Annotated in this window: 21 protein-coding genes, 1 pseudogene and 1 riboswitch; of the genes and pseudogenes, 1 reads left to right on the top strand and 21 read right to left on the bottom strand. The window is 34.8% G+C overall.

Features of this window, described 5'->3' with window-relative positions; translation table 11 throughout:
• Positions 1 to 112: 112 nt before the first annotated feature.
• The 18 genes and pseudogenes from LNP81_RS08365 to LNP81_RS08280 all read right to left on the bottom strand — a co-directional run bounded on the left by LNP81_RS08365 (position 113) and on the right by LNP81_RS08280 (position 21,394).
• Entirely contained in the window at positions 113 to 1,522 is a 1,410-nt protein-coding gene (locus LNP81_RS08365) for a pyridoxal phosphate-dependent decarboxylase family protein (RefSeq protein WP_230034956.1), read from the bottom strand.
• A gap of 108 nt (positions 1,523 to 1,630) precedes the next feature.
• The gene (locus LNP81_RS08360) at positions 1,631 to 2,854 is read right to left on the bottom strand and encodes a dicarboxylate/amino acid:cation symporter (RefSeq protein WP_230034954.1); all 1,224 of its coding nucleotides are present in this window, start codon (positions 2,852 to 2,854) and stop codon (positions 1,631 to 1,633) included.
• Positions 2,855 to 3,099: 245 nt separating this feature from the next.
• Complete coding sequence (locus tag LNP81_RS08355) at positions 3,100 to 3,753, bottom strand: class I SAM-dependent methyltransferase (RefSeq protein ID WP_230034953.1); 654 nt, start codon at positions 3,751 to 3,753, stop codon at positions 3,100 to 3,102.
• 242 nt (positions 3,754 to 3,995) lie between these two features.
• The gene (gene metF / locus LNP81_RS08350; RefSeq protein ID WP_230034952.1) at positions 3,996 to 4,952 is read right to left on the bottom strand and encodes a methylenetetrahydrofolate reductase [NAD(P)H]; all 957 of its coding nucleotides are present in this window, start codon (positions 4,950 to 4,952) and stop codon (positions 3,996 to 3,998) included.
• A 147-nt stretch (positions 4,953 to 5,099) separates the two neighbouring features.
• Positions 5,100 to 7,775 carry a methionine synthase gene (gene metH / locus LNP81_RS08345; protein ID WP_230034951.1) on the bottom strand — a complete coding sequence of 892 codons (2,676 nt, stop codon included), beginning with the start codon at positions 7,773 to 7,775 and terminating at the stop codon, positions 5,100 to 5,102.
• Between the two features lie 430 nt (positions 7,776 to 8,205).
• On the bottom strand, positions 8,206 to 8,796 hold the full coding sequence (locus tag LNP81_RS08340; protein ID WP_230034950.1) for a hypothetical protein: 591 nt from the start codon (positions 8,794 to 8,796) through the stop codon (positions 8,206 to 8,208).
• Positions 8,797 to 8,900: 104 nt separating this feature from the next.
• Complete coding sequence (locus LNP81_RS08335; protein ID WP_230034948.1) at positions 8,901 to 9,905, bottom strand: homocysteine S-methyltransferase family protein; 1,005 nt, start codon at positions 9,903 to 9,905, stop codon at positions 8,901 to 8,903.
• Positions 9,906 to 10,233: 328 nt separating this feature from the next.
• Positions 10,234 to 10,348, bottom strand: a riboswitch (SAM riboswitch).
• A 91-nt stretch (positions 10,349 to 10,439) separates the two neighbouring features.
• Positions 10,440 to 10,799: a TfoX/Sxy family protein gene (locus LNP81_RS08330; RefSeq protein WP_230034943.1), complete on the bottom strand. Its 360-nt coding sequence runs from the start codon at positions 10,797 to 10,799 to the stop codon at positions 10,440 to 10,442.
• A gap of 162 nt (positions 10,800 to 10,961) precedes the next feature.
• Positions 10,962 to 11,774, bottom strand: coding sequence for a hypothetical protein (locus LNP81_RS08325; protein WP_230034942.1), 813 nt, complete (start codon positions 11,772 to 11,774; stop codon positions 10,962 to 10,964).
• A 159-nt stretch (positions 11,775 to 11,933) separates the two neighbouring features.
• Positions 11,934 to 12,986: an NAD(P)/FAD-dependent oxidoreductase gene (locus LNP81_RS08320; RefSeq protein WP_121327117.1), complete on the bottom strand. Its 1,053-nt coding sequence runs from the start codon at positions 12,984 to 12,986 to the stop codon at positions 11,934 to 11,936.
• A 240-nt stretch (positions 12,987 to 13,226) separates the two neighbouring features.
• Positions 13,227 to 13,358: pseudogene (locus LNP81_RS08315) on the bottom strand (bifunctional precorrin-2 dehydrogenase/sirohydrochlorin ferrochelatase); the annotation flags it as partial.
• Between the two features lie 46 nt (positions 13,359 to 13,404).
• Positions 13,405 to 13,986 (bottom strand): precorrin-2 dehydrogenase/sirohydrochlorin ferrochelatase family protein, encoded by a 582-nt coding sequence (locus LNP81_RS08310; protein WP_230034941.1) that lies wholly within the window; start codon positions 13,984 to 13,986, stop codon positions 13,405 to 13,407.
• A 161-nt stretch (positions 13,987 to 14,147) separates the two neighbouring features.
• Positions 14,148 to 14,924, bottom strand: a complete 777-nt coding sequence (cobA, locus tag LNP81_RS08305; protein ID WP_230034939.1) for a uroporphyrinogen-III C-methyltransferase — start codon at positions 14,922 to 14,924, stop codon at positions 14,148 to 14,150.
• Positions 14,917 to 17,007: a HEPN domain-containing protein gene (locus LNP81_RS08300; protein WP_230034938.1), complete on the bottom strand. Its 2,091-nt coding sequence runs from the start codon at positions 17,005 to 17,007 to the stop codon at positions 14,917 to 14,919. The genes cobA and LNP81_RS08300 overlap by 8 nt, the downstream gene beginning before the upstream one ends.
• 93 nt (positions 17,008 to 17,100) lie before the next feature.
• Positions 17,101 to 18,345, bottom strand: coding sequence for a sulfate adenylyltransferase subunit 1 (locus tag LNP81_RS08295; protein ID WP_230040885.1), 1,245 nt, complete (start codon positions 18,343 to 18,345; stop codon positions 17,101 to 17,103).
• A gap of 141 nt (positions 18,346 to 18,486) precedes the next feature.
• Positions 18,487 to 19,392: a sulfate adenylyltransferase subunit CysD gene (gene cysD, locus LNP81_RS08290; protein WP_173970907.1), complete on the bottom strand. Its 906-nt coding sequence runs from the start codon at positions 19,390 to 19,392 to the stop codon at positions 18,487 to 18,489.
• 357 nt (positions 19,393 to 19,749) lie between these two features.
• A complete protein-coding gene (locus LNP81_RS08285; protein WP_230034937.1) occupies positions 19,750 to 20,460 on the bottom strand; it encodes a phosphoadenylyl-sulfate reductase in 711 nt (236 codons plus the stop codon).
• A gap of 31 nt (positions 20,461 to 20,491) precedes the next feature.
• Positions 20,492 to 21,394: a sulfite exporter TauE/SafE family protein gene (locus tag LNP81_RS08280; protein ID WP_230034936.1), complete on the bottom strand. Its 903-nt coding sequence runs from the start codon at positions 21,392 to 21,394 to the stop codon at positions 20,492 to 20,494.
• A 312-nt stretch (positions 21,395 to 21,706) separates the two neighbouring features.
• Between LNP81_RS08280 and LNP81_RS08275 the strand changes: the two genes are divergently transcribed.
• Complete coding sequence (locus LNP81_RS08275) at positions 21,707 to 22,489, top strand: sulfite exporter TauE/SafE family protein (protein WP_230034935.1); 783 nt, start codon at positions 21,707 to 21,709, stop codon at positions 22,487 to 22,489.
• Positions 22,490 to 22,598: 109 nt separating this feature from the next.
• Here LNP81_RS08275 and LNP81_RS08270 read toward each other — a convergent pair whose 3' ends face one another.
• The 3 genes from LNP81_RS08270 to LNP81_RS08260 form a co-directional block, all read right to left on the bottom strand.
• Positions 22,599 to 23,009 (bottom strand): RrF2 family transcriptional regulator, encoded by a 411-nt coding sequence (locus LNP81_RS08270; RefSeq protein ID WP_055097114.1) that lies wholly within the window; start codon positions 23,007 to 23,009, stop codon positions 22,599 to 22,601.
• 191 nt (positions 23,010 to 23,200) lie between these two features.
• Positions 23,201 to 23,731 (bottom strand): alpha/beta hydrolase, encoded by a 531-nt coding sequence (locus LNP81_RS08265; RefSeq protein ID WP_230034934.1) that lies wholly within the window; start codon positions 23,729 to 23,731, stop codon positions 23,201 to 23,203.
• Positions 23,732 to 23,825: 94 nt separating this feature from the next.
• Complete coding sequence (locus LNP81_RS08260; RefSeq protein ID WP_230034933.1) at positions 23,826 to 24,998, bottom strand: trans-sulfuration enzyme family protein; 1,173 nt, start codon at positions 24,996 to 24,998, stop codon at positions 23,826 to 23,828.
• Between the last annotated feature and the right edge of the window lie 94 nt (positions 24,999 to 25,092).

The raw sequence follows: 25,092 nt of genomic DNA, 5'->3' as shown, positions 1-25,092 counted from the left end.
TTTTATATTTTAAAAGTTAAAACACAAAACTTAATTTAGTAAAATTCTTAAAAAAAACCATAAAAAAAGCCCGCTTACAATATAAACGGGCTTTTGCGAATCGGGATAAACTTTATATTTCCAAGTCTAAAATACTTTCTTTCAACTCTTGTATTATTATTTTTATATCTGTTTCGGATGTTCTCCAATTTACAAAAGAAGCTCTGATTCCTTTTCGGTTTTGATATACAGTTGGTGTCATAAACGCTTTTCCTTTATCATTCAAAAGCGTCAAAAACTGACTCACTTTTTCCTGATTATGATCTCCTTTTAAAGTAAAGCAAACATTATTTAATCGAATGGGAGCCAAAAGTTCAAAATTATCATCTTCAATAAGTTCGTTTGCAAAATGCAATGCCAATGCTGTACTATTTTCTATAATATCCTTAAAACCTTCTTTTCCGTACGCTATTAATGAAAACCAAACCGGCAAGGCTCGTAAACGACGTGAATTTTCAGGTAATACATTCAGGTAATTAAAGTTTTCTAACGGATTTCCTAAATAAGGTGCATTCGAATTCTGAAAAGTTTCTGTTTGAAGATTTACATGCTTTTCTTTAATTAAATAAAAAGCACTTTCATAAGGCACATTCAGCCATTTATGACAATCGATGGTAATACTATCTGCTCCTTCCCATCCTTCTGTAAGATGTTTGAATTTCTCCGAAACTGCTGCAAAACCACCAAAAGCGGCATCAATATGCCACCAGAAATTGTATTTTTCTTTCAGTTTTGCAATTTCTACAAAATCATCAAAATCGGCTGTATTTACTGTTCCTGCACTCGAAATCAGAATAAAAGGCTGTCCGTTTAAATTTTGAATATTCTTTTCTAAATCATCAACATCAATGGCTTCGCGATTGCCTTCGATAGTTTTAATTGTCGTGTAATTATTGCTTCCAATACCCAACATCGATAATGTTTTTATTGAAGAAGAATGTGGCGTAGCTGTCAGAATATGAATAGTTTCAGTTATTCCCGTCTTTGCAAAGTCTTTTCCTGATTGCGCTCCAATCCATTGTCTTGCCACTCCCAAACAGGTAAAATTGGACATTGTTGCCCCCGTTACAAAACCTCCTAAAAATGATTTTGGCAAATCTAATAACTGCAATAACAAATTGATGGTTTCAAATTCTATCAAGGCCGAAACTCCACCTTGAGCTTTTATCGCTTGCGTATTTTGATCATAAACCGATGCTAACCAATCTCCAACAATTGAGGCTGGAGTTGATCCTCCAGTTACAAAACCTAAATATCTTGGTCCGGGCGAAGCAATCATCAAGGGCGCTAATCTTTCTTTAAATTCTTTTAAAGCTGCTAATGATCCTAAACCCACTTCATTTAAATTTCGGGTTGGATCGATTGTATTTTTATTTGAAGTTGGAATATTCTCAAGGTTATTCAAAAAATGTATTCCTTGTTCTTTAGCTTGATTAAGTATGTTTTCGAGATCATTTAGATCGTGTTGAAGTACTGAATTCATTGTATAACTTTATATGCTTATATAATTGTGCTACTACAGAATAGCACAAAGATTAAACTGATTAAGCGGATTAATACTGATTTTTATTGTTGGGGTATAATTAGTCGTTTACCATTTCGTCTTTTCCGAGAACCGCGAGACCATCATAGACGAAATTACATCACCGTTGGCATTTAATAAAGTTGCGATTGGGTCAACAAGAGTTCCTAAGATCATAGCAACCGGCAAAGCTTGTTCCATTGGTAATCCATAAACTGTTATAGCCAGAACTTCTCCTATATAACCACCGTTCGGTATTCCGCCTTCTACAATCGAAACAATTATCGTAATTCCTAATGCCAAAAGTATGGTTGATGGTGAAGTAAAATCTTTACCAAACATGGCAAAAAGAAATGTTATTTTTAAAATGGATGACATACTCGAACCGTCTTTGTGCAAAGGTGCACCTAACGGAATAACTAAATTCCTGACATGTTTTGGAATGCCCATTTTTTCGGCAGCGTCTAAATTTGCCGGAATGGTCGCAATACTACTGCAAGTTCCTATTGCCGTTAATGAAGGTGTAATATTGTTACTCCAAAAAACGACAAAAGCTCTTTTGCCTCCGGCCAATAAAGCATATAAACTAAAAAAGACAAAAAAGTAAAAGATACAAGCTACGTAATAAACACCTAATGGTTTGGCGTAAACTCCAAATAATTGCGGACCATAATAACTAACCTGATACGCAAAATAAGCACCTAAACCTATTGGAGCCAATTTCATAATCATAGTCAAAAGCTGCTTCATGACTTCGTTTCCAGAATCCAGAAAACTTTTGAAAGCATTTCCTTTTTCTCCTGATTGCAAAGTTGCGAAACCTATTAAAAATGAAAATATAATAAGCGCCAACATACTTTTCCTTGACAACAATTCGTAAAAATCATTGGTCGTCAGTAATTGTGCTATTTGATCGCCAACACTCCCGGATTGGATATTCTCTAACGGAACTTTAGTAATTATAATATTTTCATGAATGGGAAAAAGATAAACCGCGATAATCATAACAATAGCCGAAATTAAAAGTGTCCCTAAAAACACTGCTATCATGATAACAAATAACTTTCCTAACTTTTCTGTTTTTTCTAAATTGGCAATTGAAGAAGTAATTGTAAAAAAAACAAGCGGAATAATCGCTGTAAAAAGCAAGTTTAAGAATATATCTCCAACAGGTTTTATAACGGCAACTTTCTCTTTAAAAACTAATCCGAAAATACTTCCTATTATGATTCCGCCCAGAAGCAGCAAGACACTGCTGTAACTTTTTAGAAAATTGATTTTTTTAACCTCCATAATTAAGCCGTATTAGAATTTGGAAATAGAAACGTGAAATAAAAATCAATTAAATTACTCAAAAAATGAGTACTGAAATTATTTTTTTATGCCACTGATTAAAAGGATTTCAAATGATTTTAAATTCATGCGAAAAATGTGTCTTTAGGCACTAAATATTAGTAAAAATGAGGAATTAAAAATAGATTTAGCGTGCAATAGGTACGCAATAGCCAACATTTTAATCTCTTGATTCGCATTCATTATTATTTTTCTAAAACCAAAGTAGTAAAAGCCCTGTCAACCAATTCGCCTGTTTTACTTTTTACCTTTTCTGTTAAAGTCTCTTTGTTTATGATTTTGAAAGATGATTTTTCTATCAGTTTTTCGGCTTTTTCAGTGCTATAAAGTTCGAATTCGAATTGAGTAAAAGGAAGTTGCTTCATAAAACTCTCTTCCGCAAAAGTGATGCATAAAATTCCTTTTGACTGCAAAACCCTGTAAATTTCAGAAAGCAATTTTTCAGGTTCCTGCCAAAAATAAATCGTGTTTACCGTAAATACCTTATTGAATGAATTATCTTCAAACGGAATTGTATTTCCGTCATAAATCGAGAAGAAAGCTTGTTTTTGAGAAACATAATTTCTGTTAGTCTGGCGCGCTTCCTGAAACATTAATTCAGACATTTCAAGTCCGTAATATTTAATATTTTCAGCTTGTTCGAAGATGAACTCTACATGTCCTGCGTTTCCGTGACCTAATTCCAGAATTTTATTTCCTGCTTCTATCTGTAGATTCTGAATCGAATGGCGCGTCATGTTGATGTTCGTTTCATTCATCATATTGCCCATTTCGATTCCTTTTTCTCCAGTTGGGTGTTTAAGCTGAGAAGCTATTGCTTGTAATTCTTCTTGTTTCATAACTTTAAAATTAAATTCCAATTAAAAAATTCCAAATTCCAATTACCCGCAAAGATAAAAATACTGGGAGGAACGAAGCAACCACACTATAACTTTCACATCTTTTTTGTCATTCCGAGGAACGAGGAATCTCCGCAAGTAACTCCGCACAGTAAAGCGGACAATCTTTGTCGAGCTTCTTGCGGAGATTCCTCGTTCCTCGGAATGACAACACTGTGTGTAATGCCTAAAACATTAAAAACTTAAAAAAGATGACTCGCAATCTGACGAATATTCTCAGATTTTCCCATTGAATAATAATGCAATACAGGAACTCCGGCAGCTTTTAGTTCTAATGACTGTTGAATTGCCCATTCGATACCTACTTGTCTAATTTCTGCATTATTCTTGCATTGATCTACGGCATGAATTAAATCTTCCGGCAAATCGATACGGAAAATTTGAGGTAAAACCTGTAAATGTCTTTGAACCGCAATAGGTTTAATTCCCGGAATAATAGGAATTGTGATGCCCATTTCTCTGGCTTTTTCTACAAATTTGAAATATTTTGAGTTGTCGAAAAACATTTGTGTTACCACATAATCAGCTCCGGCATCTACTTTTTCTTTCAGTCTTTTTAAGTCCGATTGTAACGAAGGAGATTCTAAATGTTTCTCCGGATAACCTGCAACACCAATACAAAAATCGGCTTTGTTATCGATATCCATTACCTCATGAAGGTATTTTCCCTGATTCAATAAATTAATTTGTTGTACCAAATCGATTGCATAATTATTTCCTCCTGCTTTAGGGATAAAATATTGTTCGTCTTTCATGGCGTCACCACGTAAAGCCATGATATTATCGATTCCTAAATAATTACAATCTACCAGAAGATACTCGGTTTCTTCCTTCGTAAATCCTCCGCAAAGTACATGAGGCACAGTATCTACATTGTATTTATGTTTTATAGAAGCGCAAATCCCTAGCGTTCCCGGACGCATACGAGTCAGTTTTTTATCTAAAAGTCCGTTGCCTTTATCAATATAAATGTACTCTTCGCGAGAAGTCGTTACATCAATAAACGGCGGTTTAAACTCCATCAACGGATCGATATTATCGTACAATTCCTGAATGCTTTTCCCCTTTTGAGGCGGAATAATTTCAAATGAGAATAATGTATTTCCTTTGGCGTTTTCTATATGTTGTGTTACTTTCATTTTTTAAGTTATGAGTTATGAGTTATGAATTTTGAGTTTTAGTTTCTGTAAAAAATCTGAAATCAAAAAACATAATCAAATATCTTTTTGTTTAAATGATGATTTAGAGTAAAATCTGAAATCTGAACTCTAAAATCAAAAATTAATTTAATCTGCTATATTAGGGTTTAACCATTTCATGGCGTAATCTGTTGGTACGTTACGTCGTTTGGCGTAATCTACCACCTGATCTTCTTTTATTTTTCCGAGTCCGAAATATTTACTTTTCGGATTTCCAAAGTAATATCCAGAAACAGAAGATGCCGGCCACATTGCCATACTTTCAGTCAGGGTTACTCCAATTTCATCGGCAACATTTAAGAGCTTCCAAATTGTTGGTTTCTCTAAGTGATCCGGACAAGCAGGATATCCTGGCGCAGGACGAATTCCTTTGTAATTTTCTTCGATCAAATCTTCTGTCGAAAGCGATTCTTCAGCATCATAACCCCAGAAATCCTGACGTACTTTTTCGTGCAGATATTCGGCGAAAGCCTCAGCAAAACGATCTGCTAATGCTTTAACCATAATCGAATTGTAATCGTCAAGATCTTTTTCGAACTCAGCTGCCCATTCGTCTACACCAAAACCAGTTGTTACACAAAATGCGCCCATATAATCTGTAATTCCACTGTCTTTTGGTAAGATAAAATCAGATAAAGCGATGTTTGGCGCTCCTTTTGTTTTTTGTGATTGCTGACGAAGCGTTAAGAATTTCTCCAAAACTTTTCCGTTTTCATCACGCAATTCGATATCGTCGTCGTCGATTTGGTTCGCAGGAAAAATTCCGTAAATTCCTTTAGCGGTTAATTTTTTCTCTGCTAAAATTACTTTCAACATTTCCTGAGCATCTGCAAAAACCGAAGTTGCCTGTTCTCCAACAACCTCATCAGTCAAGATCGCCGGATATTTCCCGAACAATTCCCAAGTTCTAAAAAACGGAGTCCAGTCGATATACGGAACCAAAACATCAAGATCTACTTCGATGATTTTTTTACCAATAAACTTTGGTTTAGTCGGAGTATATTCGTCCCAATCCAATTGTAATTTGTTTTTACGCGCTTGCTCGATCGTCAGGAAGTTTTTATCTCTCGAACGATTCAAAAACGTTTCTCTAAACGCATCGTATTCTGCGCGAATATCACTCGCATATATTTTACGGTTATGATCTAATAAGTTTCCTGCAACGGTAACGGCACGCGAAGCATCGTTTACGTGAATTACAGTTTCTCTATATTGAGGAGCGATTTTCACGGCAGTATGCGCGCGCGAAGTGGTTGCTCCACCAATCATAATCGGAATTTTAATTCCTTGTTTGTCTAATTCTTTTGCCAAATACACCATTTCGTCAAGCGAAGGCGTAATCAGTCCGCTTAGACCAATAATATCAACATTATGTTCAATCGCAGCAGCAATAATTTTTTCCGGAGGCACCATAACACCAAGATCTACAATCTCGTAGTTGTTACAAGCCAATACTACCGAAACGATGTTTTTACCAATATCGTGAACGTCACCTTTTACGGTTGCCATCAAAATTTTTCCATTCCCTTGTTTGTCTCCGGCCTGTTTGCTGGCTTCAATGTACGGTAACAAATACGCCACGGCTTTTTTCATTACACGTGCCGATTTTACTACCTGAGGCAAGAACATTTTTCCGCTTCCGAATAAATCTCCTACGACATTCATTCCCGTCATCAAATTGATTTCGATAACTTCAATAGGTTTTACAGCTGCCAAACGCGCTTCTTCAACATCTTCTTCAATAAATGCGTCAACACCTTTTACCAATGAATGGGTAATACGTTCCTGAACCGTTCCTAAACGCCATTCCTGAATCGCTTTTTCATCACTTTTTACTTCGCCTTTTACGTTCTCAGCAAAATCTAAAAGTCGTTCTGTGGCATCATCTCGTCTGTTTAAGATTACGTCTTCAACGTGTTCTAATAAATCTTTCGGGATATCATCGTAAATCGAAAGCATCTCCGGATTCACGATTCCCATTGTCATTCCGTTCTTGATTGCATGGTATAAAAATACCGAGTGCATCGCTTCACGAACGTGATCATTTCCTCTAAAAGAGAATGAAACGTTACTCACTCCACCACTAATATGTGCATGCGGCAAGTTATCTCTAACCCATTTTGTACCTCTAAAAAAGTCCAAAGCATTTAAGCGATGTTCTTCCATTCCGGTTGCAACGGGAAAAATATTCAAATCGAAAATAATATCCTGTGGAGGAAAGCCAACTTTATCAACCAAAATATCATACGAACGCTGACAGATTTCGACTCTTCGGTCAAAATTATCGGCCTGACCCACTTCGTCAAAAGCCATGATAATGGCCGCCGCTCCGTATCGTTTGATTAATTTGGCGTGGTGAATAAAGGCTTCTTCGCCTTCTTTCAATGAAATCGAGTTTACAACACTTTTTCCTTGTACTACTTTCAGACCTGCTTCGATGATTTCCCATTTCGAGCTGTCGATCATAATCGGCACTCTCGAAATATCCGGTTCTGATGCAATCAAATTCAGGAATTTAGTCATTGCCTGAACACCATCAAGCATTCCTTCATCCATATTAATATCGATGATCTGTGCTCCACCTTCTACTTGTTGTCTTGCAATATCAAGCGCCTCGTCATATTTCTCTTCCTTGATTAAGCGAAGGAATTTTCGCGAACCTGTTACATTCGTACGCTCGCCAATGTTTACAAAAACACTTTCGGGCGTAATAATCAACGGTTCTAATCCTGCTAATACAAGGTCTCTTCTTTTTTCTGCCATTTCTTTTTTAAGTTACTAAGATTCTAAGTAGCTTAGATTCTGAGTTTTTTTATTCTATTTTTTATAAGGTTCGAAGACCTTTTATCTCTATAATTTTTTTTGGGCGTGTTCGCCGAAAAAGGCGAACCGGGCTATTCGTTCCTAGTCCTCGCACTTCCTGCGTCAGGCTGTGGGCTATCCTCTTCTATCCCTCACGCGGTATCCGTTTCAAAAGACGATTTATTTTTTCACTATTTTAATTGTCTTTTTTAAAATCTTTGAACGTATTATATGTCGTTCCTACGTTGCTATAAACATTTCGTTCCTACGGAACTTTGTTTTGAATCGTTCATCATTTTCAACGGAATAAATTCCGTCGCTACCAACATTTCGTTCCTCCGGAACTTAAATTTATATTTTAAAAAAAGAATATCTTTTTCAATTAAAATTCCTAATTCAAATATTTACTCGTTGGTTCTGTGTATCGCTTCATTTCTTTTAAAAGTCTATTCACACGTAAGTCTTTTATTGAAACGGTTTGATTAAAAATTAAACTACCTCCTCCATTAATTTCTATTTTAGAATCATCTAAATCTAAATGACACACATATTTAAAGTTTTTTTGAAATACATTTAAATCTTCTTTCATAAAAAAACCTGTTGACAGGCCGTAAGTTCCAAGAGGAAGCATGTGATTACTAGTGCATATTAATGATCCATCAAGAAAATTATTCTTTTTCAATTCCTGATTCTCCGGTTTATCTAATAACGCAACTGTATATAAATCATCATCTTCATATTTAATCAAAACAACACCATAATAATTGCCATCTTCTTCATATGAATAACAATTTCCTATTTGAACTATGGAATCTGAAGTTTCAAGTTTTATTTTTATTTCAGTTTTTACATCCTTTGGCTCTAATGTTTCAACTGCTGATTTTTCTTGAATTTCTTCATTTTTATTCAACTTTTTATAAGAATATATAGCAAATAATAATAAAATTGGTATTAAAATATAATGAACTCTCTTATTCTCCATACTTTCTTTATCTTATAAAATTTTGTGATCTCTCAAATTGAACTTTATTTTTTCTTAAAATCATACCTACAAGGTTTTAAAAACCTTGCAGGAAACGGAAATGTTTATGCAATTACTGGCGCCACACGTGGCTTATAATCCTTCGCTACTTCAGCAATTAATCTGATGTGATCCGGAGTAGTTCCGCAACAACCACCAATTATGTTGATTAAATTATCGTCTAAATATTCCTTAATTAAAGCCTGAGTTTGTTCCGGCGTTTCATCATATTGCCCGAATGCGTTTGGCAATCCTGCATTTGGGTGTGCCGAAACGTTGAATTGTGTATGCTGAGATAATGTTTTCAAGTATGGCTTCAATAAATCGGCTCCAAGAGCGCAATTGAAACCAACACTCAATAACGGAATATGTGATACCGAAATCAAAAACGCTTCAACCGTCTGTCCAGAAAGTGTTCTTCCTGATGCGTCGGTAATCGTTCCCGAAACCATAATTGGAATATCAAGATTACGTTCGTCTTTTACTTCTTCGATTGCAAAAAGTGCAGCTTTTGCATTTAAGGTATCGAAAATGGTTTCCACCAAAAGTAAATCGCAGCCACCATCCATTAAAGCTTCTACTTGTTGTTTGTAGGCAATACGCAAATCATCAAATGTTACGGCTCTATAACCCGGATCATTTACGTCTGGTGACATACTTGCCGTACGGTTTGTTGGTCCGATTGAACCAGCTACAAAACGTGGTTTGTCTGGGTTTTTAGCGGTGAATTCATCGGCTACTTCTCGTGCAATTTTAGCCGATTCGTAGTTTAATTCGTAAACCAAATCTTCCAGGAAATAGTCGGCCATACCGATCGTAGTTCCTGAAAAAGTATTGGTTTCTACGATGTCTGCGCCGGCTTCGTAATAAGCAGCGTGAACATCGCGAATTGCTTGTGGTTGTGTTATGGATAGTAAATCGTTGTTTCCTTTTAAGGGATGCGGAAAATCCTTGAAACGCTCTCCACGAAAATCTTCTTCGGAGAAATTATAGCGCTGCAACATTGTTCCCATTGCTCCGTCAAGGATTAGGATATTTTTTTTTATTGCTTCCTGAATTGTTATTGCCATGTCTTTTAGCTTTTAGCTGCTAAGGTACTGAGGTACTAAGATGCTAAGTTTTTTATTCTATTATTAAAACATACCTAACAGTCCCGAAGCCTCGGGATGAAAACCTGTTAGAATACGTGTTTTGATTCACATTAATTCCAAAAAATCACTATTGTAAGCTAACTAGCCCCGATTAAGCCGGTATCCTCGTAGTGCAACGGAGAGATATAGGCGAAAGCGGGAACGATGACAGCAAAAAATGCGTCAATGATTCGCTCATAATACTGAATTCAGTAAAATAATATTGTATGGTTGTCAGGAAGAGTTTTGGGAAATACTTTATGTATTTGTGTTATCTATCTTAAATACTATGAATTTGTATTAAGTAGAATTTAGCACCTTCTTTAAGATAAAGGGTTGCTAAGGTTTCATCGGGTCTATCCCTCCGCCTTTCGTGATAACTTTCAATAATTTTAAGAACAGGGCAAAGGTATGAAATAGCCTTGCTACTTGCAAATGTTTTTTTAAGTTTCTAAGTTGCAGGGATTCTGGTTGTTATTTTTTCTTACTCGCTTTCGCTAAAGGATTAAAATCTAAACAAAGCTGTAACCAAAACTCTAAATCCTTATTTCTTTGCCAGCCATTTTCGGTAACGAAAATATAGTTTTTCATTGGTCTTTCAGAGCTTGACATTGGTATTATATCGTCTCTTTCTATTGCATCTGCATAGGCATTATCATCAATTCTGCAAAGTAAAAGATTTTCTCCCGTTTGTTTGTCAAGTTGGGTTCCGCAGCACATTTTATTGTCTACCATAAAAACAAGTCCGCCAAACATTTTCTTTTCGAAAAAGCCTGCTTCTTTATATTGTAGAAACGTTCGGATTCTTTGTGCGTTATCTTCGTCGAAAGCCATTTTTTTAAGGTTCTGAAATTCTGAGTTGCTAAGATACTAAGTTTTAAAATTAATATTTCATAAAAGACTGTAAACGAGAAAGGTTCTGCTTGTCTAAGTCTCTTTTAAATTTCTTCTTTTTCATCTTTCGATAAATTTTCAAACCAATCTTTCATAAACGCTTTATTTGTAATATGTTATTTCAAAATTTTGAACTTGATTTAGGTAGAAATAATTTGTAATTAATTTTTGCAAAATATCTATTCTCTTTTGAAGCTCTTTTGCTCTTCTAGTGTTTTTCCCATTACCCTCTATTCGATCTTCTTCGTTATAAGAATTCTGACTTTCTTCGTCCGCAACATATTGTATTAAAGATTGGATATATAATTTTTTCTGTTTTTTAAAATCATATTTTTTCTCATAATATTCCTTGCCAATTACTAATTGATAGATGGAGTATTCAGCATCAGCATTTAATCTTTTATGTTGATGTCCAAAATATGTACCTCCATAATTTAAACCTTGATAAAGTCCATTAACCGCTCTATATAACTCAATTAATGTTTCTCTTTCTTTTTTAAATTTTTCGTTTCCATTTTTTTGTTTAAGGTAATACGTATAAACTAAACAAAAATAATCTTGACCAGCTTCGCTTCCAAATGTAAAACTATCTTCTTTTCCATCTTGATTTATGTATTTCTTCCATGAATTTCCCGCATAAGACTCATTTGGATTTGAAGGGAAATCTGCTTTAAATACTGGAAAAAGTGCTTCAATTTTATTCATTTCATTCTTAGAAATAATTAATGAATCTTCGTCGTTGTCTGCATAAATAATTATTTCCTCTTTTTCAAGTTTTGGATCATCCGTAAGACGAGGTAAACATCCATTTACCAAAGTCTCAACAGGCTTTTCAGAAATAGTCTCCTCTTTTTGCTCCTTGCATCCAAGTAAAAAACTGAAAGAAATCAATAAAACAATGCTCTTATTTTTCATTCAAAAATATTTAAAACCTCTTTTTTACTCAATAAAGATAAAATAACAGTTCTTATTTTTGCGTTATGAAGTTTATTTAGTAATAAAAAAGCCCAAACTTTAAAAGTTTGAGCTTCTATATAAAATCTTAGAATCTTATTCCCTTAGCAACTTAGACTCTTATACAATCGCCTTAACAACTGCTTTTGGCGCTTCTTTACGAGTTCCGTCGAAACCGTCAACTCCAGAAACTGTTGTATATTTCAATACGTATTTTTTACCTGGATTGATAATTTGGTACGCTGCCTGACACATTAAAGTTGCTTCGTGGAAACCACAAAGGATTAACTTTAATTTTCCTGGATAAGTGTTAACGTCTCCAATGGCAAAGATTCCAGGAATGTTAGTTTGGTAATCTAATGCGTTGTTTACTTTAATAGCATTTTTCTCGATATCTAATCCCCAGTCTGCGATTGGTCCTAATTTTGGAGTCAATCCGAAAAGAGGAATAAAGAAATCTGTTTCGATTTTGCGGTGTGCTCCGTTTTCTTCGATATCTAACGATTCAACGTGCTCAGCACCATTAATTCCGATAACTTCTGCAGGTGTAATTAATTTAATTTTTCCTGCTGTTTTAAGTTCCTGTACTTTTTCTACAGAATCTAGAGCTCCTCTAAATTCGTTTCTACGGTGAATCAAAGTTACTTCTGAAGCTACATTGGCTAAGAAGATACTCCAGTCTAAAGCTGAATCTCCTCCTCCGGCAATTACAACTCTTTTGTCTCTGAATTTCTCCGGATTTTTGATGAAGTATTTTACTCCTTTATCTTCATAAAACTCGATATCTTCGATAAGTGGTTTACGAGGCTCAAAACTTCCTAAACCTCCAGCGATAGCAATAACAGGTGCGTGAAATTTAGTTCCTTTATTTGATGTTACGATAAAACTTCCGTCTTCTTGCTTTTCGATGGTTTCGGCTCTTTCTCCTAATGTGTAACCTGGCTCAAATTGTTTAATTTGCTCTTGTAGGTTATCAATTAAATCTCCTGCTAAAACTTCAGGAAAACCAGGAATATCATAGATAGGTTTTTTAGGGTACAATTCTGAAAGTTGTCCTCCTGCTTGTGGTAAAGCATCTAAAATATGACATTTTAATTTTAATAATCCTGCCTCGAAAACGGCAAATAAACCTGTTGGTCCTGCTCCAATTATAAGTATATCTGTTTTAATCATTATGTTGTTGTTTATAATCATTCTTAATAATACAAAGAAACGAATAATATATTCTAATGACAAATGATTTTTATCATTGATTTCTTTGTGAATTTTTTTTCATCGGGTTAATCCCGAAGCTATAATATGAATCGTTCCTCCTCCATCGGTTTAATCCCGAAGCTACAATATGGATCGTTCCTCCTCCATCGGGTTGAAACCCGACGCTACAATATGAAACGTTCCTCCGGAACTCTTTTATTACTCTTTGTTTTTTAATGAAGCGGTAATCTCGTTCATCCTTTTAACCTTTTCTTCAAAATCACCTTTTAGGGTTCTTCTGTATTCATTTAGGTTTTCTACCATTTTATTGATGTCTTCCGGAATCATCGGGTTAAAACCCGACGCTACAATATGTACCGTTCCTACGGAACTCTTGTTATTCTTTGTTTTTTAATGAAGCAGTAATCTCGTTCATCCTTTTAACCTTTTCTTCAAAATCACCTTTTAAGGTTCTTCTGTATTCGTTCAGGTTTTCTACCATTTTATTGATGTCTTCCGGAATCACTTCTTCGAAAAACTCTCTCAGTCTTTTGGCTGTTGTTGGCGATTTTCCGTTGGTCGAAATGGCAATTTTTACGTTTCCTTTCGTTACGATTCCGCCCAGATAATAATCACATAAATCTGGTGTATCGGCAATATTGCAAATCAAATAACGCTTTCGGGACAAATCGTATACCTTTTTGTTGACTTTTAAATCATCGGTACAAGCGATTACCATATGACGCTTTTTGAGCATTTTCTTTTTGAACTTCGATTCTGTCAATTTAATTGAAGGATGACTTTCGGCTAATACTTTAATTTCTAAATGAAAATCCGATGCCACAACCTCAACATTTGCATTAGGGCTCGACTTTAGTAAAAAAGAGAGCTTTTCTAGTCCCACATTTCCTCCACCCACAATCAGAACATTTAGATTGTGAAGCTTTAGAAATATTGGATATAATTCGTTTTGTTCCATTTTAATTTAATTTCATCCAATCAAAATTAGATGATTTACCAATCACATGTTCCTAACGGAACGTTTTTATTGATAACATTTTTTTTCTACCCATGAATTGTTCCTAACGGAACATTCATGGATTATTTCTATTGATTAGCTATTCCTGACCGAATATAACGCTAACGAATTGTCTCTTTTGATAGAAATTCTTCGTAGAATCCTTTTAATTTATTGCTTTCGCGAACAACATTTCCAAGAACAATAATTGCCGGTGAACTCAGTTGTCTTTGTTTTACAATTTCTAAAATCGAATCTACTGTTCCAACTCCTACTTTTTCATCACAAGTTGTTCCGTTTTGAATGATCGCAACGGGCAAATCTCCTTTAGCTTCTTTTTGAAACAAATCGATAATTTGAGGCAATTTGTGCATTCCCATCAAAATAACAACCGTTGCAGAAGATTGCGCCGCTAAAGCTACATCTGAAGATAACTTTCGATCAGAAGTTGTTCCGGTAATTGCCCAAAAGCTTTCTGAAACTCCTCTTTTAGTAATCGAAATTCCCTGACTTGCCGGAACTGCTACTACAGATGATATACCAGGAATTACAATTGTTTCGATTCCGAAGCTTTCTGCAAATTCTATTTCTTCGCTTCCGCGCCCAAAAATAAACGGATCTCCACCTTTTAAACGCACTACATTTCCGTACGTTAAAGCATTATCAACAATTAACTGATTGATTTGGTCTTGCGTGTAGGCGTGATTTCCTATTTTTTTTCCAACAAAAATTTTGATGGCATTTTTAGGAGCGTGCGCTAATATTTCGTCATTGGCCAAGGCATCGTACAAAACCACCTTCGCTTCAGCAAGGGCTTTTACGGCTTTCAGCGTAAGCAAATCCGGATCTCCGGGACCTGCACCAACTAAAGTTACTTTGGGTTTTATGGTATTATGCATTTGCTAATTCTTGAGCTCTGTATTTTTCTATGGTATCAAAAAATGAAATTCCTTGTTGAATGTATGCTTTCGCAAATGCTTCTGTAGGTTCATTTTGATTGATTTGATATACCAATTCTCTAAATGTTGTTGGTAATTGAATTTTATCAGTTGCAATGAAAACAGTATCAAATAAATCTACAATTCCGGCGTGATTATTTGTTTTTTCGTTTTCTGAAAGCAATAAAGCTTTGGCACCATTTACAAATCCTGCATAAGCATGATAAATTGCATCTGACCATTTTCCTTCGTCGAAAGATTCTTGTGCGAATGTCAATTTGTCTTTGGCTTCTAATAATAAAGTAGCTACTAAATCGATCACAACTCCGGCACATTCTCCAACTCCAACTGCTTTTACGTAGTTATCAGCATTACCCCAATCTATAAAATCAGCTTCGGTTAAATTGGTTACATCTGCAAAAGGTTTCAAAATTTCATAGAAATATTTCTCTCCTTTTAGATCATAATAATTAAGGAATTTTTCTCCGTTGGCATTCGCGTCAAAATCATTTAAAATTGTACGTAATGCATCTGGTCCTCTACGGCTTGGGATTTTGATAACTTTGTCAGCAAAACGTCCTGCTCCGTTGCCTAATCTTCCTCCTCCTAACAAAACCTGCAATGCCGGAGCTACTAATTTTCCTGAATTGATAGACATTCCCTGAAAACCAATTGCAGACATATTGTGTTGCCCGCAAGCATTCATACAACCCGAAATTTTAATCTCGATTTCCTGATTGTTTAAATATTGTGGATATTCGGCATTTAAAACTTTTTCTAATTCTTCTGCAATACCGGTACTACTTGCAATCCCCAAATTACAAGTATCTGTACCGGGACATGCCGTAATATCTGCTGTAGAATTATAACCTAAATCAACAAAGTTTAATTTGGCTAATTCCTGATAAAAGAAAGGAAGATTTTCTTCTTTTACGTGACGTATTACAATATTTTGACGCAATGAAAAACGTAGTTCGTTTGCTGCGTAGTTTTTAATTAAATCGGCTAATAATCTTGCTTTATCAGTATAAAAATCTCCCAATAAAACTTTAATTCCAATAGCGTAATAACCTGCTTGTTTTTGAGCAATTACATTCGATTTTTTCCAGGCTTCATAAGCTGCAGCATCTTCAATTGTAACTTCTGGAGCTTGCAATAATGGCTCTGCAATTGGTCCGTCAAAAGCGGTTGTGTCAATTTCGTATGTTTCAAAAGCGATTGCTTTTTTCTCTTTTTCAACTAAATCAAGGAAAACATCTCTTCCCATTTCTTTGATTAAGAATTTCATACGTGCTTTCATTCTTTTTGCACGTTCACCGTAACGGTCAAAAATACGGATGATTCCTTCTGCTGTCGGGATGATTTCGTTTGCCGGAACAAATTCTGAAAATAATTCAGCATGCGCAGGCTGAGATCCTAAACCTCCACCAAACATGATTTTGAATCCACGAACGCCATCAACAATTTTCGGGATAAATCCTAAATCATGTAAATAACTCAAAGCGGTATCTTCATCAGATGATGAGAACGAAATTTTAAATTTACGTCCCATTTCCTGACAAATAGGGTTTCTTAATAAATATTGAAATAAAGCGTGAGCATAAGGCGAAACATCAAATGGTTCGTTTACATCTACACCTGCCAATTCACTTCCTGTTATATTTCTTACGGTGTTACCACAAGCTTCACGCAAGGTAACATCATCTTTTGCTAAATTTGCCCAAAGCTCAGGAGTTCTGTCTAAACTTACATAGTGAATCTGAATATCCTGACGTGTTGTAATATGCAAACGTCCGGTAGAATATTCATCAGAAACTTTAGTAATACGTACTAATTGCTCGCTGGTTACTTTACCATAAGGCAATTTAATACGAATCATTTGAACGCCTTCCTGACGTTGTCCGTAAATTCCACGTGCTAAACGAAGACTACGAAAACGCTCATCATCAATTTTTCCTCCACGGAATAAATGAATCTTTTTTTCTAAATCGATAATCTCTTTCTGAACTATCGGATTTTCTATTTCTGTTCTAAAACTTTCCATTTTATTTCTGGCTTTAGGCTTTAAGCTTTAGGCTTTAAGCTGTCTTTTAATTTTCTTTTTTGCTTAAGGCTTATTGCTTAAAGCCTAATGCATTTATCGAATAAATCCTACTCCTGCTGTGGTATTGGTTGCAGTATCAATTAAGATAAAAGCTCCGTTTGATTTATTGTCGTTATAGGCATCAAAATATAAAGGTTTACTTAATTTGATACTTACTTCTCCAATTTCGTTGATCGCCAATTGCGATGCTTCTTTTGTACCTGAATAATCTGTTGAGATAGTATTTTTGATACTCTCTACTTTTGCCAAAACTGAGTTTGTGTTGTGTTGTACAATATATTTTGTACCTGCAACCAGCTTTTTGCTGTCCATCCAGCAAACTGTTGTTGTGATTTCTTTTTCAATTTTTGGAAGTTCTGATGATTTTACAATCATATCGCCTCTTGTAACATTGATGTCATTTTCTAATTCGATTGTGATAGAAGAACCTGCAACGGCTTCATCGAATGTTTTATCGAAAAAGTGAATTTTTGATACTTTTGATTCTGTTAAAGAAGGAAGAACTGTAACGGCATCTCCCACTTTAATGGAGTTTCCGTATAATTTTCCTGCGTAACCTCTAAAGTCATGATATTCTTCTGTCTTTGGACGAATGACAGTCTGAACCGGGAAACGTGCTTTCCCTGCTTCAAAAACATCCGAAGAATCTAATCCTTCTAAATGTTGCAAAACAGTTTGACCAGTGTACCAAGGCATATTCTCTGATTGATCAACTACGTTTCCGCCATTGATAGCACTTAACGGAATGTAACTTACGTTTTGTTCTTTGAAAGTACTTTTAGCATTTAATGCCTGAAAATCAGCTTTGATTTTATTGTATACTTCTTCAGAATAATCTACTAAATCCATTTTATTGATCGCTACAATTACCTCTTTTACTCTCAATAAATTATTGATAAAAAAGTGACGGTACGTTTGCTCAATTACACCTTTTCTGGCATCAATTAAAATAATAGAAACCTGAGAAGTCGAAGCTCCTGTAACCATATTTCTGGTATATTCTACGTGACCCGGAGTATCGGCAATAATGTAACTTTTCTTTGCCGTCGAAAAATAAATATGAGCAACATCAATCGTGATTCCTTGTTCTCTTTCTGCCACCAATCCGTCAGTTGCCAATGAAAAATCAAGATAATCGTATCCTTTTTGTTTACTGCTTTTTTCGATTGCTTCAATCTTATCTGTAGTCAACGATTTTGTATCGTACAATAATCTCCCGATCAAAGTACTTTTTCCGTCATCTACACTTCCTGCTGTTGCTATTTTTAAAACTTCCATTTCTATATTTTGTTTCAAGTTTAATTTTGTTTCAAGTTTCAAGTTTTGAAAAACTTTGTCTAAAATTTAAACCTGTATGTTTTTTTGTTTTTGAATTTACTGTAGAGATTTTTAATTTTTAATTCTAAATTTTTAATTGAATTAAAAGTATCCTTGTTGTTTTCTCTTTTCCATTGCAGCTTCAGAACGTTTATCGTCGATTCTGGCGCCTCTTTCAGAAATAGTTGATTCTCTGATTTCTCCAACAACTTCCTGAATTGTTGCAGCATAAGATTCAACAGCAGCGGTACAACTCATATCTCCAACGGTTCTGAAACGAACAATTCTTTCTTCGATTTGTTCGTCTTCTTCCTGGTACACATAAGGAGAATGCGACCAGATTAAACCGTCTCTCAAAAAAACTTTTCTTTTATGTGAAAAATAGATTGACGGAATTTCAATATGTTCTTTTTCGATATAACTCCAAACATCTAATTCTGTCCAGTTTGAAATTGGAAAAACACGAACGTTTTGACCATTTTCTATTTTTCCGTTCAAAATATCAAATAACTCCGGACGTTGATTTTTTTCATCCCATTGACCAAAATCATCACGAACTGAAAAAATACGTTCCTTAGCTCTTGCTTTTTCTTCATCACGACGCGCACCACCAATACAAGCATCAAACTTAAATTCTTCGATAGCATCTAAAAGTGTTGTGGTCTGCAAGCTGTTTCTACTAGAATATTTCCCAGTTTCTTCAACCACTTTTCCTTCATCAATAGCATCCTGAACATTACGAACGATTAATTCTAAACCTAATTCTTCTACCAATTTGTCTCTAAAAGCAATAGTTTCAGGGAAATTGTGTCCCGTATCAACATGCAAAAGAGGAAACGGAATCTTTGCCGGAAAAAATGCCTTTTGTGCCAAACGCACTAATGTTATAGAATCTTTTCCTCCAGAAAAAAGTAAAACAGGCTTGTCAAATTGTGAAATTACTTCTCTGAAAATGTATATCGCTTCACTCTCTAAAGCGTTTGTTTTTAATACTGAACTTGAACTCATTTGATATTTTGTTTAATGCTTGACAGTTTGTTTAGTTTCAGATCGTTGTGAGTTTAATCTAAAACCTATAAACTATCGTTATTCTGTGTTTTTTGTTTTTGTCTTTTTCAACGAATTTTAATCCGTTGCTTTATTCTAAATAATCGCAATCTGACAATGCCATCGGATTAATAATCCCAAAGCCTCAGAACCACGCTACAATACGAATCTTCATTCCCCCCGGATTAAAATCCGGCGCTACAATATAAATCGTTCCTCCGGAACTTTAAATCTATATTCTTGACTCTTTGCTCTTTATTCTTTACTCTATTCTCTTTACTCTATTCTCTTTACTCTATTCTCTTTACTCTATTCTCTTTACTCTTTCTTAGCACTATGCAAACCACACTCTTTATGGCTTGATTCCCACCACCATCTTCCGGCTCTTATATCTTCGCCAGGGAAAATTGCTCTTGTGCAGGGCGCACATCCTATGCTTACGAAGCCTTGCTTGTGTAAAGCATTTTGAGGAACATTGTTTTCTGATAAATACGTTTCAACTTCTTCTAAAGTCCATTTTAATAAAGGGTTGAATTTGATGATTTCGAAACCTCCATCGTATTCAAACAATTGTAAATCGTTTCTATTCTCAGATTGTTCAGCTCTTAAACCCGTAATCCAAACTGAGTTTCCGGATAAAGCTTTTCTTAACGGAACTACTTTACGGATAAAACAGCATTCTTTTCTATTTTCAACCGAATCATAAAAGCTGTTTGGTCCTTTTTGTTGCAATAGATTTTCTACTGATGCCGCTTCCGGAAAATAAACTTCTATTTGTTTTTTGTATTTTTTTAATGTCTTGTGAAAAACATCATAAGTCTCCTGAAATAATCTTCCGGTATCTAAGGTAAAAATGGTAATATCAGTATTGCTTTTTGCAATAAAATCTGTAATTACCTGATCTTCCTGACCAAAAGAAGTCGAGAAAATTACTTTTCCCGGATATTCATTTGCTAAATAAACAAGTGTTTCATCCAGCGAAAAATCTTTTGTTTTATCTAATAATGATTGTATAATCGTCGCACTCATAATCTCTTTCTTTCCCTTTCTAAAAAACCTATTACAATAATTTAGATAATGTTTTTAAACTCAATAATATAATTAAAATTCCAACCGCAACCATCATTGGTTTTCTTTTGATTTTATTAACCAAATAAGCCCCAACCGGTGCCGCGATTACTCCTCCTAAAATTAATCCTATAATAACCTGCCAACCATGGATTCCTCCAAAAAGCATAAATGTTATTCCGCTTGCAAATGAAATAGCAAATTCTGCTGCATTTACAGAACCTATTGTATATCTGGGGTTCCTGCCACGTCCTAATAATGTAGACGTTACAATTGGCCCCCATCCGCCACCGCCAACAGCATCCATAAAACCTCCAAAAGTCGCTAAATATCCTAGCTTTTTTGTTTTCTTTTTAACAATGGTTTTGGCTAATGCTTTTCTAATTATAATAATAGCTAAGACAATCATGTAAACCGCAATAAATGGCTTTATAACATCTCCGCTAATAACGTCAGACAATAAATAAGCCCCTGTAATCGAACCTAAAACTCCCGGAATTAATAGATGTTTTACCAGCTTTTTATTAATATTTCCGAATTTATGATGTGAAATCGCCGATGCGCCTGTTGTAAACATTTCTGCAACGTGAACTCCTGTGCTGCTAATTACCGGCGGAACTCCGTAAGCCAATAAAAATGAAGTGGACGTTGCTCCATAACCCATTCCTAATGTCCCGTCTACCAACTGAGCAAAAGCTCCAATAGCAAAAAATATTAAAAAGTCTGTGTCAAATCCGGAAACTAATCCCTCTATCGAAAATTCAGCATGATGCTTGTATATCAACGTAGATAACAAACCTACTAACAGAACCACGGGAATTACAACCCACAACTTTTCTTTTATTGATGCATCAGATCTAACATCATAACTATTAATTTTTAATTCTTCCTCCATATTACTGGCTTGTTTTAAGCTAGTAAATCTATTACCCTATCGGCTTAATAGATTACTATGCAAAATTAGTACTTATTTCTAAATATCAAAACATTATTTAATTTTTTTACAACTCTAATCCTCTTTTGGTTAAGCAAGCGGGAACTTTAAAAAATATAACAAATTAGCTTTCTAAGTTAAAAATCGTATCGACTTGTATTTCAATGATATAAAACGTAAAAGATATTCATTTGCAAATATAGCATTTTAAAGTCTACCAAATCCATCGGATTATTATAAAATTGTTCTTATTTTTACAGCAAATTTTTATTCATGGATTTTCAAATAGGTCTTGTAATTGCAGGTTTGGCAGTAGGTTTTGTAGTGGGGTTGACAGGTGTTGGAGGCGGTTCTTTAATGACTCCTATTTTATTGTATTTTGGTATTCCACCAACCACAGCCGTTGGAACCGATTTATTATACGCTGCTTTTACCAAAATGGGAGGCGTATTTGTACACCACAAAAAAGGCAACATCAATTGGAAAATTACGGGCTGGCTTACTTTAGGAAGTGTTCCTGCAGCTTTACTAACGCTGTGGATATTAAACAGCATTAAAACAGATATTTCGACAATAAATGCAGTTATAAAATACAGTTTAGGCTGGGCATTGCTTTTTACATCAATTGCCATTTTATTCAAAAAGAAACTATTAGTATATTCTCAAAAACATGCGGGGGATAAATTTCACAGCGAAAGTCATACTCAAAACATGCTGACTATCGGGATTGGGGTATTATTGGGCGCAACCGTAACCTTAACATCTATTGGTGCCGGAGCTTTAGGAACAGTTACCTTGTTTTTTCTATATCCGCTTTTACCAACGCCACGTTTGGTAGGAACCGAAATTGCTCACGCCGTTCCGCTAACTCTTGTTGCCGGAATTGGTCATGCCTCAATGGGAAATTTAGATTTAGCCTTGTTAGGGCAACTATTATTAGGGTCGCTTCCGGGAATTTTTATGGGAAGTATGTTAAGCGGAAAAGTGCCTGATTTATTTTTAAGAAACGCCATCGCAGTAATGCTCTTCTTAGCCGGATATAAATTGATTTTTTAATTTCTCCACCATATAAGCTGTATAAGTTCATTTAATATAAGCTTATAAAACTACTTACATAAAGCAAAATTATATTGCCTTACCTGAGTAATATGGTATAAAATTTTCTTTAAAACGCAATATCTGCCAAAGAATTACTTTCTAATATTTTTAAAGTATTATCACGAACTTCCATCATTAAACGTCTTGCTGCACAAGTAGTTTCGTCATCGCAATCATCGCATCTTTCATAAAAATTATGACTTGCACAAGGCAGCAAAGCAATTGGACCTTCTAGAATACGGTACACTTTAGCCATACTGATATCTTTGGGATCTTTTATCAGATAATAACCTCCGCCTTTACCTTTTTTTGCTCCCAGGAAACCAGAATTTCTAAGCAGTAATAATATACTTTCTAAGAATTTAATCGAAATATGTTCACTTTTAGCAATTTCGGCAATTTGTACAGGTTCATTATTTTCACGTCTAGCCAAATAAGTTAAAGCCTTAATGCCGTATTTTGTTTTCTTTGAAAGCACTTATATATATTTTAGATTTTAGATTGTTGATTTTAGATTTCTTGCTAAAACAACAGCTAAATATTTTTCTGCAACAAAAATAAGCTTTTTGAATGAGAAAAATAACACAATGAAAAAGTAAGTTCTACTAAATTAGTATGGTTTAAATAAAAAACGATTTTAGACTGCATTTAATTTACAATCAAAAATCGTTATTGCTGCAAAGATTTTAAAACATCATTGCAAATTAAAGGTATATTATTTTCTATCAAATAGAGTTGATGACTATTAGCTTCGAGAATTTCATTATCTATATTCAAATCCAAAAACCATTTTGGGTTAGGTTTATTAGGATCTTTTTCTCCAAAATACAATTTGATAATACTATTGGGGATTTCAGTTTCGTATCGTAATCTTGTAGATGAAACAGCAAATAAATGTGTAACATTCAACCCTTTTAAAGATGCATTCCAGGCAATTGTACCTCCAATACTAAATCCTAAAATAATTACTTTTTCTGTTTCTAATTGAAGTAAATTTTGGACTGCTTTATCAATTCCTCCGTTAAGAAACTGATTATGAATCTCACTTTCGATAAAATTATCAGAATCAATATTGGCCAGTTCAACCACATCATAATATTGAATCTCGAATTTAGATTGCAATAAATTCATGTAGATTTTTACCCATTCCGGATCTTTCCCTCCAAATAGATCCGATAAAATGAGTAATCTTGGTTTCATACAGAAAGAACAATGATTGTCAGACTGAGCGAAGTCGAAGTCACTAACCTGGCTTCGACTTCGCTCAGCCTGACATGTATATCATTAAAATTATTTAAGAAAGAGCCTGATCTAAATCGGCAATAATATCTTTTACGGTTTCCAGACCTACAGAAACACGCACTAAACCTTCAGTAATTCCAACAGCCAACTTTTCTTCAACAGATAATTTGCTGTGTGTTGTTGATGCAGGATGTGTTACGATCGTTTTTACGTCTCCAATATTTGCCGAAAGCGAACATAATTTAATTTTGTCCAGAAATTTTCTTCCTGCTTCAATTCCGCCTTTTATTTCAATTGCAATAATGTTACCACCTAAAAGCATTTGTTTTTTGGCGATTTCATATTTTGGATGTGATTTTAAGAATGGATATTTAATACTCTCAACATTAGGATGATTTTCTAAAAACTCCGCTACTTTTAAGGCATTTTCGCAATGTTTGTCTACACGAACGGCCAAAGTCTCTAAACTTTTCGATAAAACCCAAGCGTTAAATGGCGACATTGCCGGTCCTGTATTTCTTGAAAATAAATATATTTTACGAATTAATTCTGCATTTCCAACTGCAACTCCTCCTAAAACACGACCTTGTCCGTCGATTAATTTTGTTGCAGAATGAATCACTATATCAGCACCGTATTTAATTGGCTGCTGAATATATGGCGTAGCAAAACAATTGTCGATGATTAAAATTAAGTTGTGCTTTTTAGCAATTTGACCTAATAATTCTAAATCAATTACATCTACACCAGGATTTGTTGGCGTTTCTGCGTATAAAATTTTAGTATTAGGTTTAATAAATCCCTCTATCGTTTCCGGTTTGTTAATATCAAAATAAGTTGTTTCGATATTCCATTTAGGAAAATAAGTCATAAACAGCGCGTGTGTAGACCCAAAAACACTTCCCGCAGAAACAATGTGATCGCCTGACTCCAGCAATGCTGCAAAAGTCGAATATATCGCCGCCATTCCGGTTGCAAAAGCATAACCAGACTCAGCCCCTTCCATAGCACAAACCTTATCTACAAACTCGGTTGTGTTTGGATTGCTAAAACGTGAATAGATATTACGTACTTTCTCTTCTGTAAAAGACGCTCTCATATCCTCGGCATCTTCAAATACAAAACTTGATGATAAATATAATGGAGTTGAATGTTCCTGAAATTGTGTTTTTTCCAGATGTGTTCTTATGGCTTGGGTTTCAAAACCAAATTCTTGTTCGTTCATTTTTTTTGTTTTAACACGAATTGCACCAATTCGCCTGTTTTTATAATTTCACAAAGACTCACAAAAGAAACTCAGAGATTCACTAAGTATTTAT

Source organism: Flavobacterium piscisymbiosum (genome assembly GCF_020905295.1).
Taxonomy (GTDB): domain Bacteria; phylum Bacteroidota; class Bacteroidia; order Flavobacteriales; family Flavobacteriaceae; genus Flavobacterium; species Flavobacterium piscisymbiosum.
This window is presented reverse-complemented; position numbering and strand designations above follow the sequence as displayed.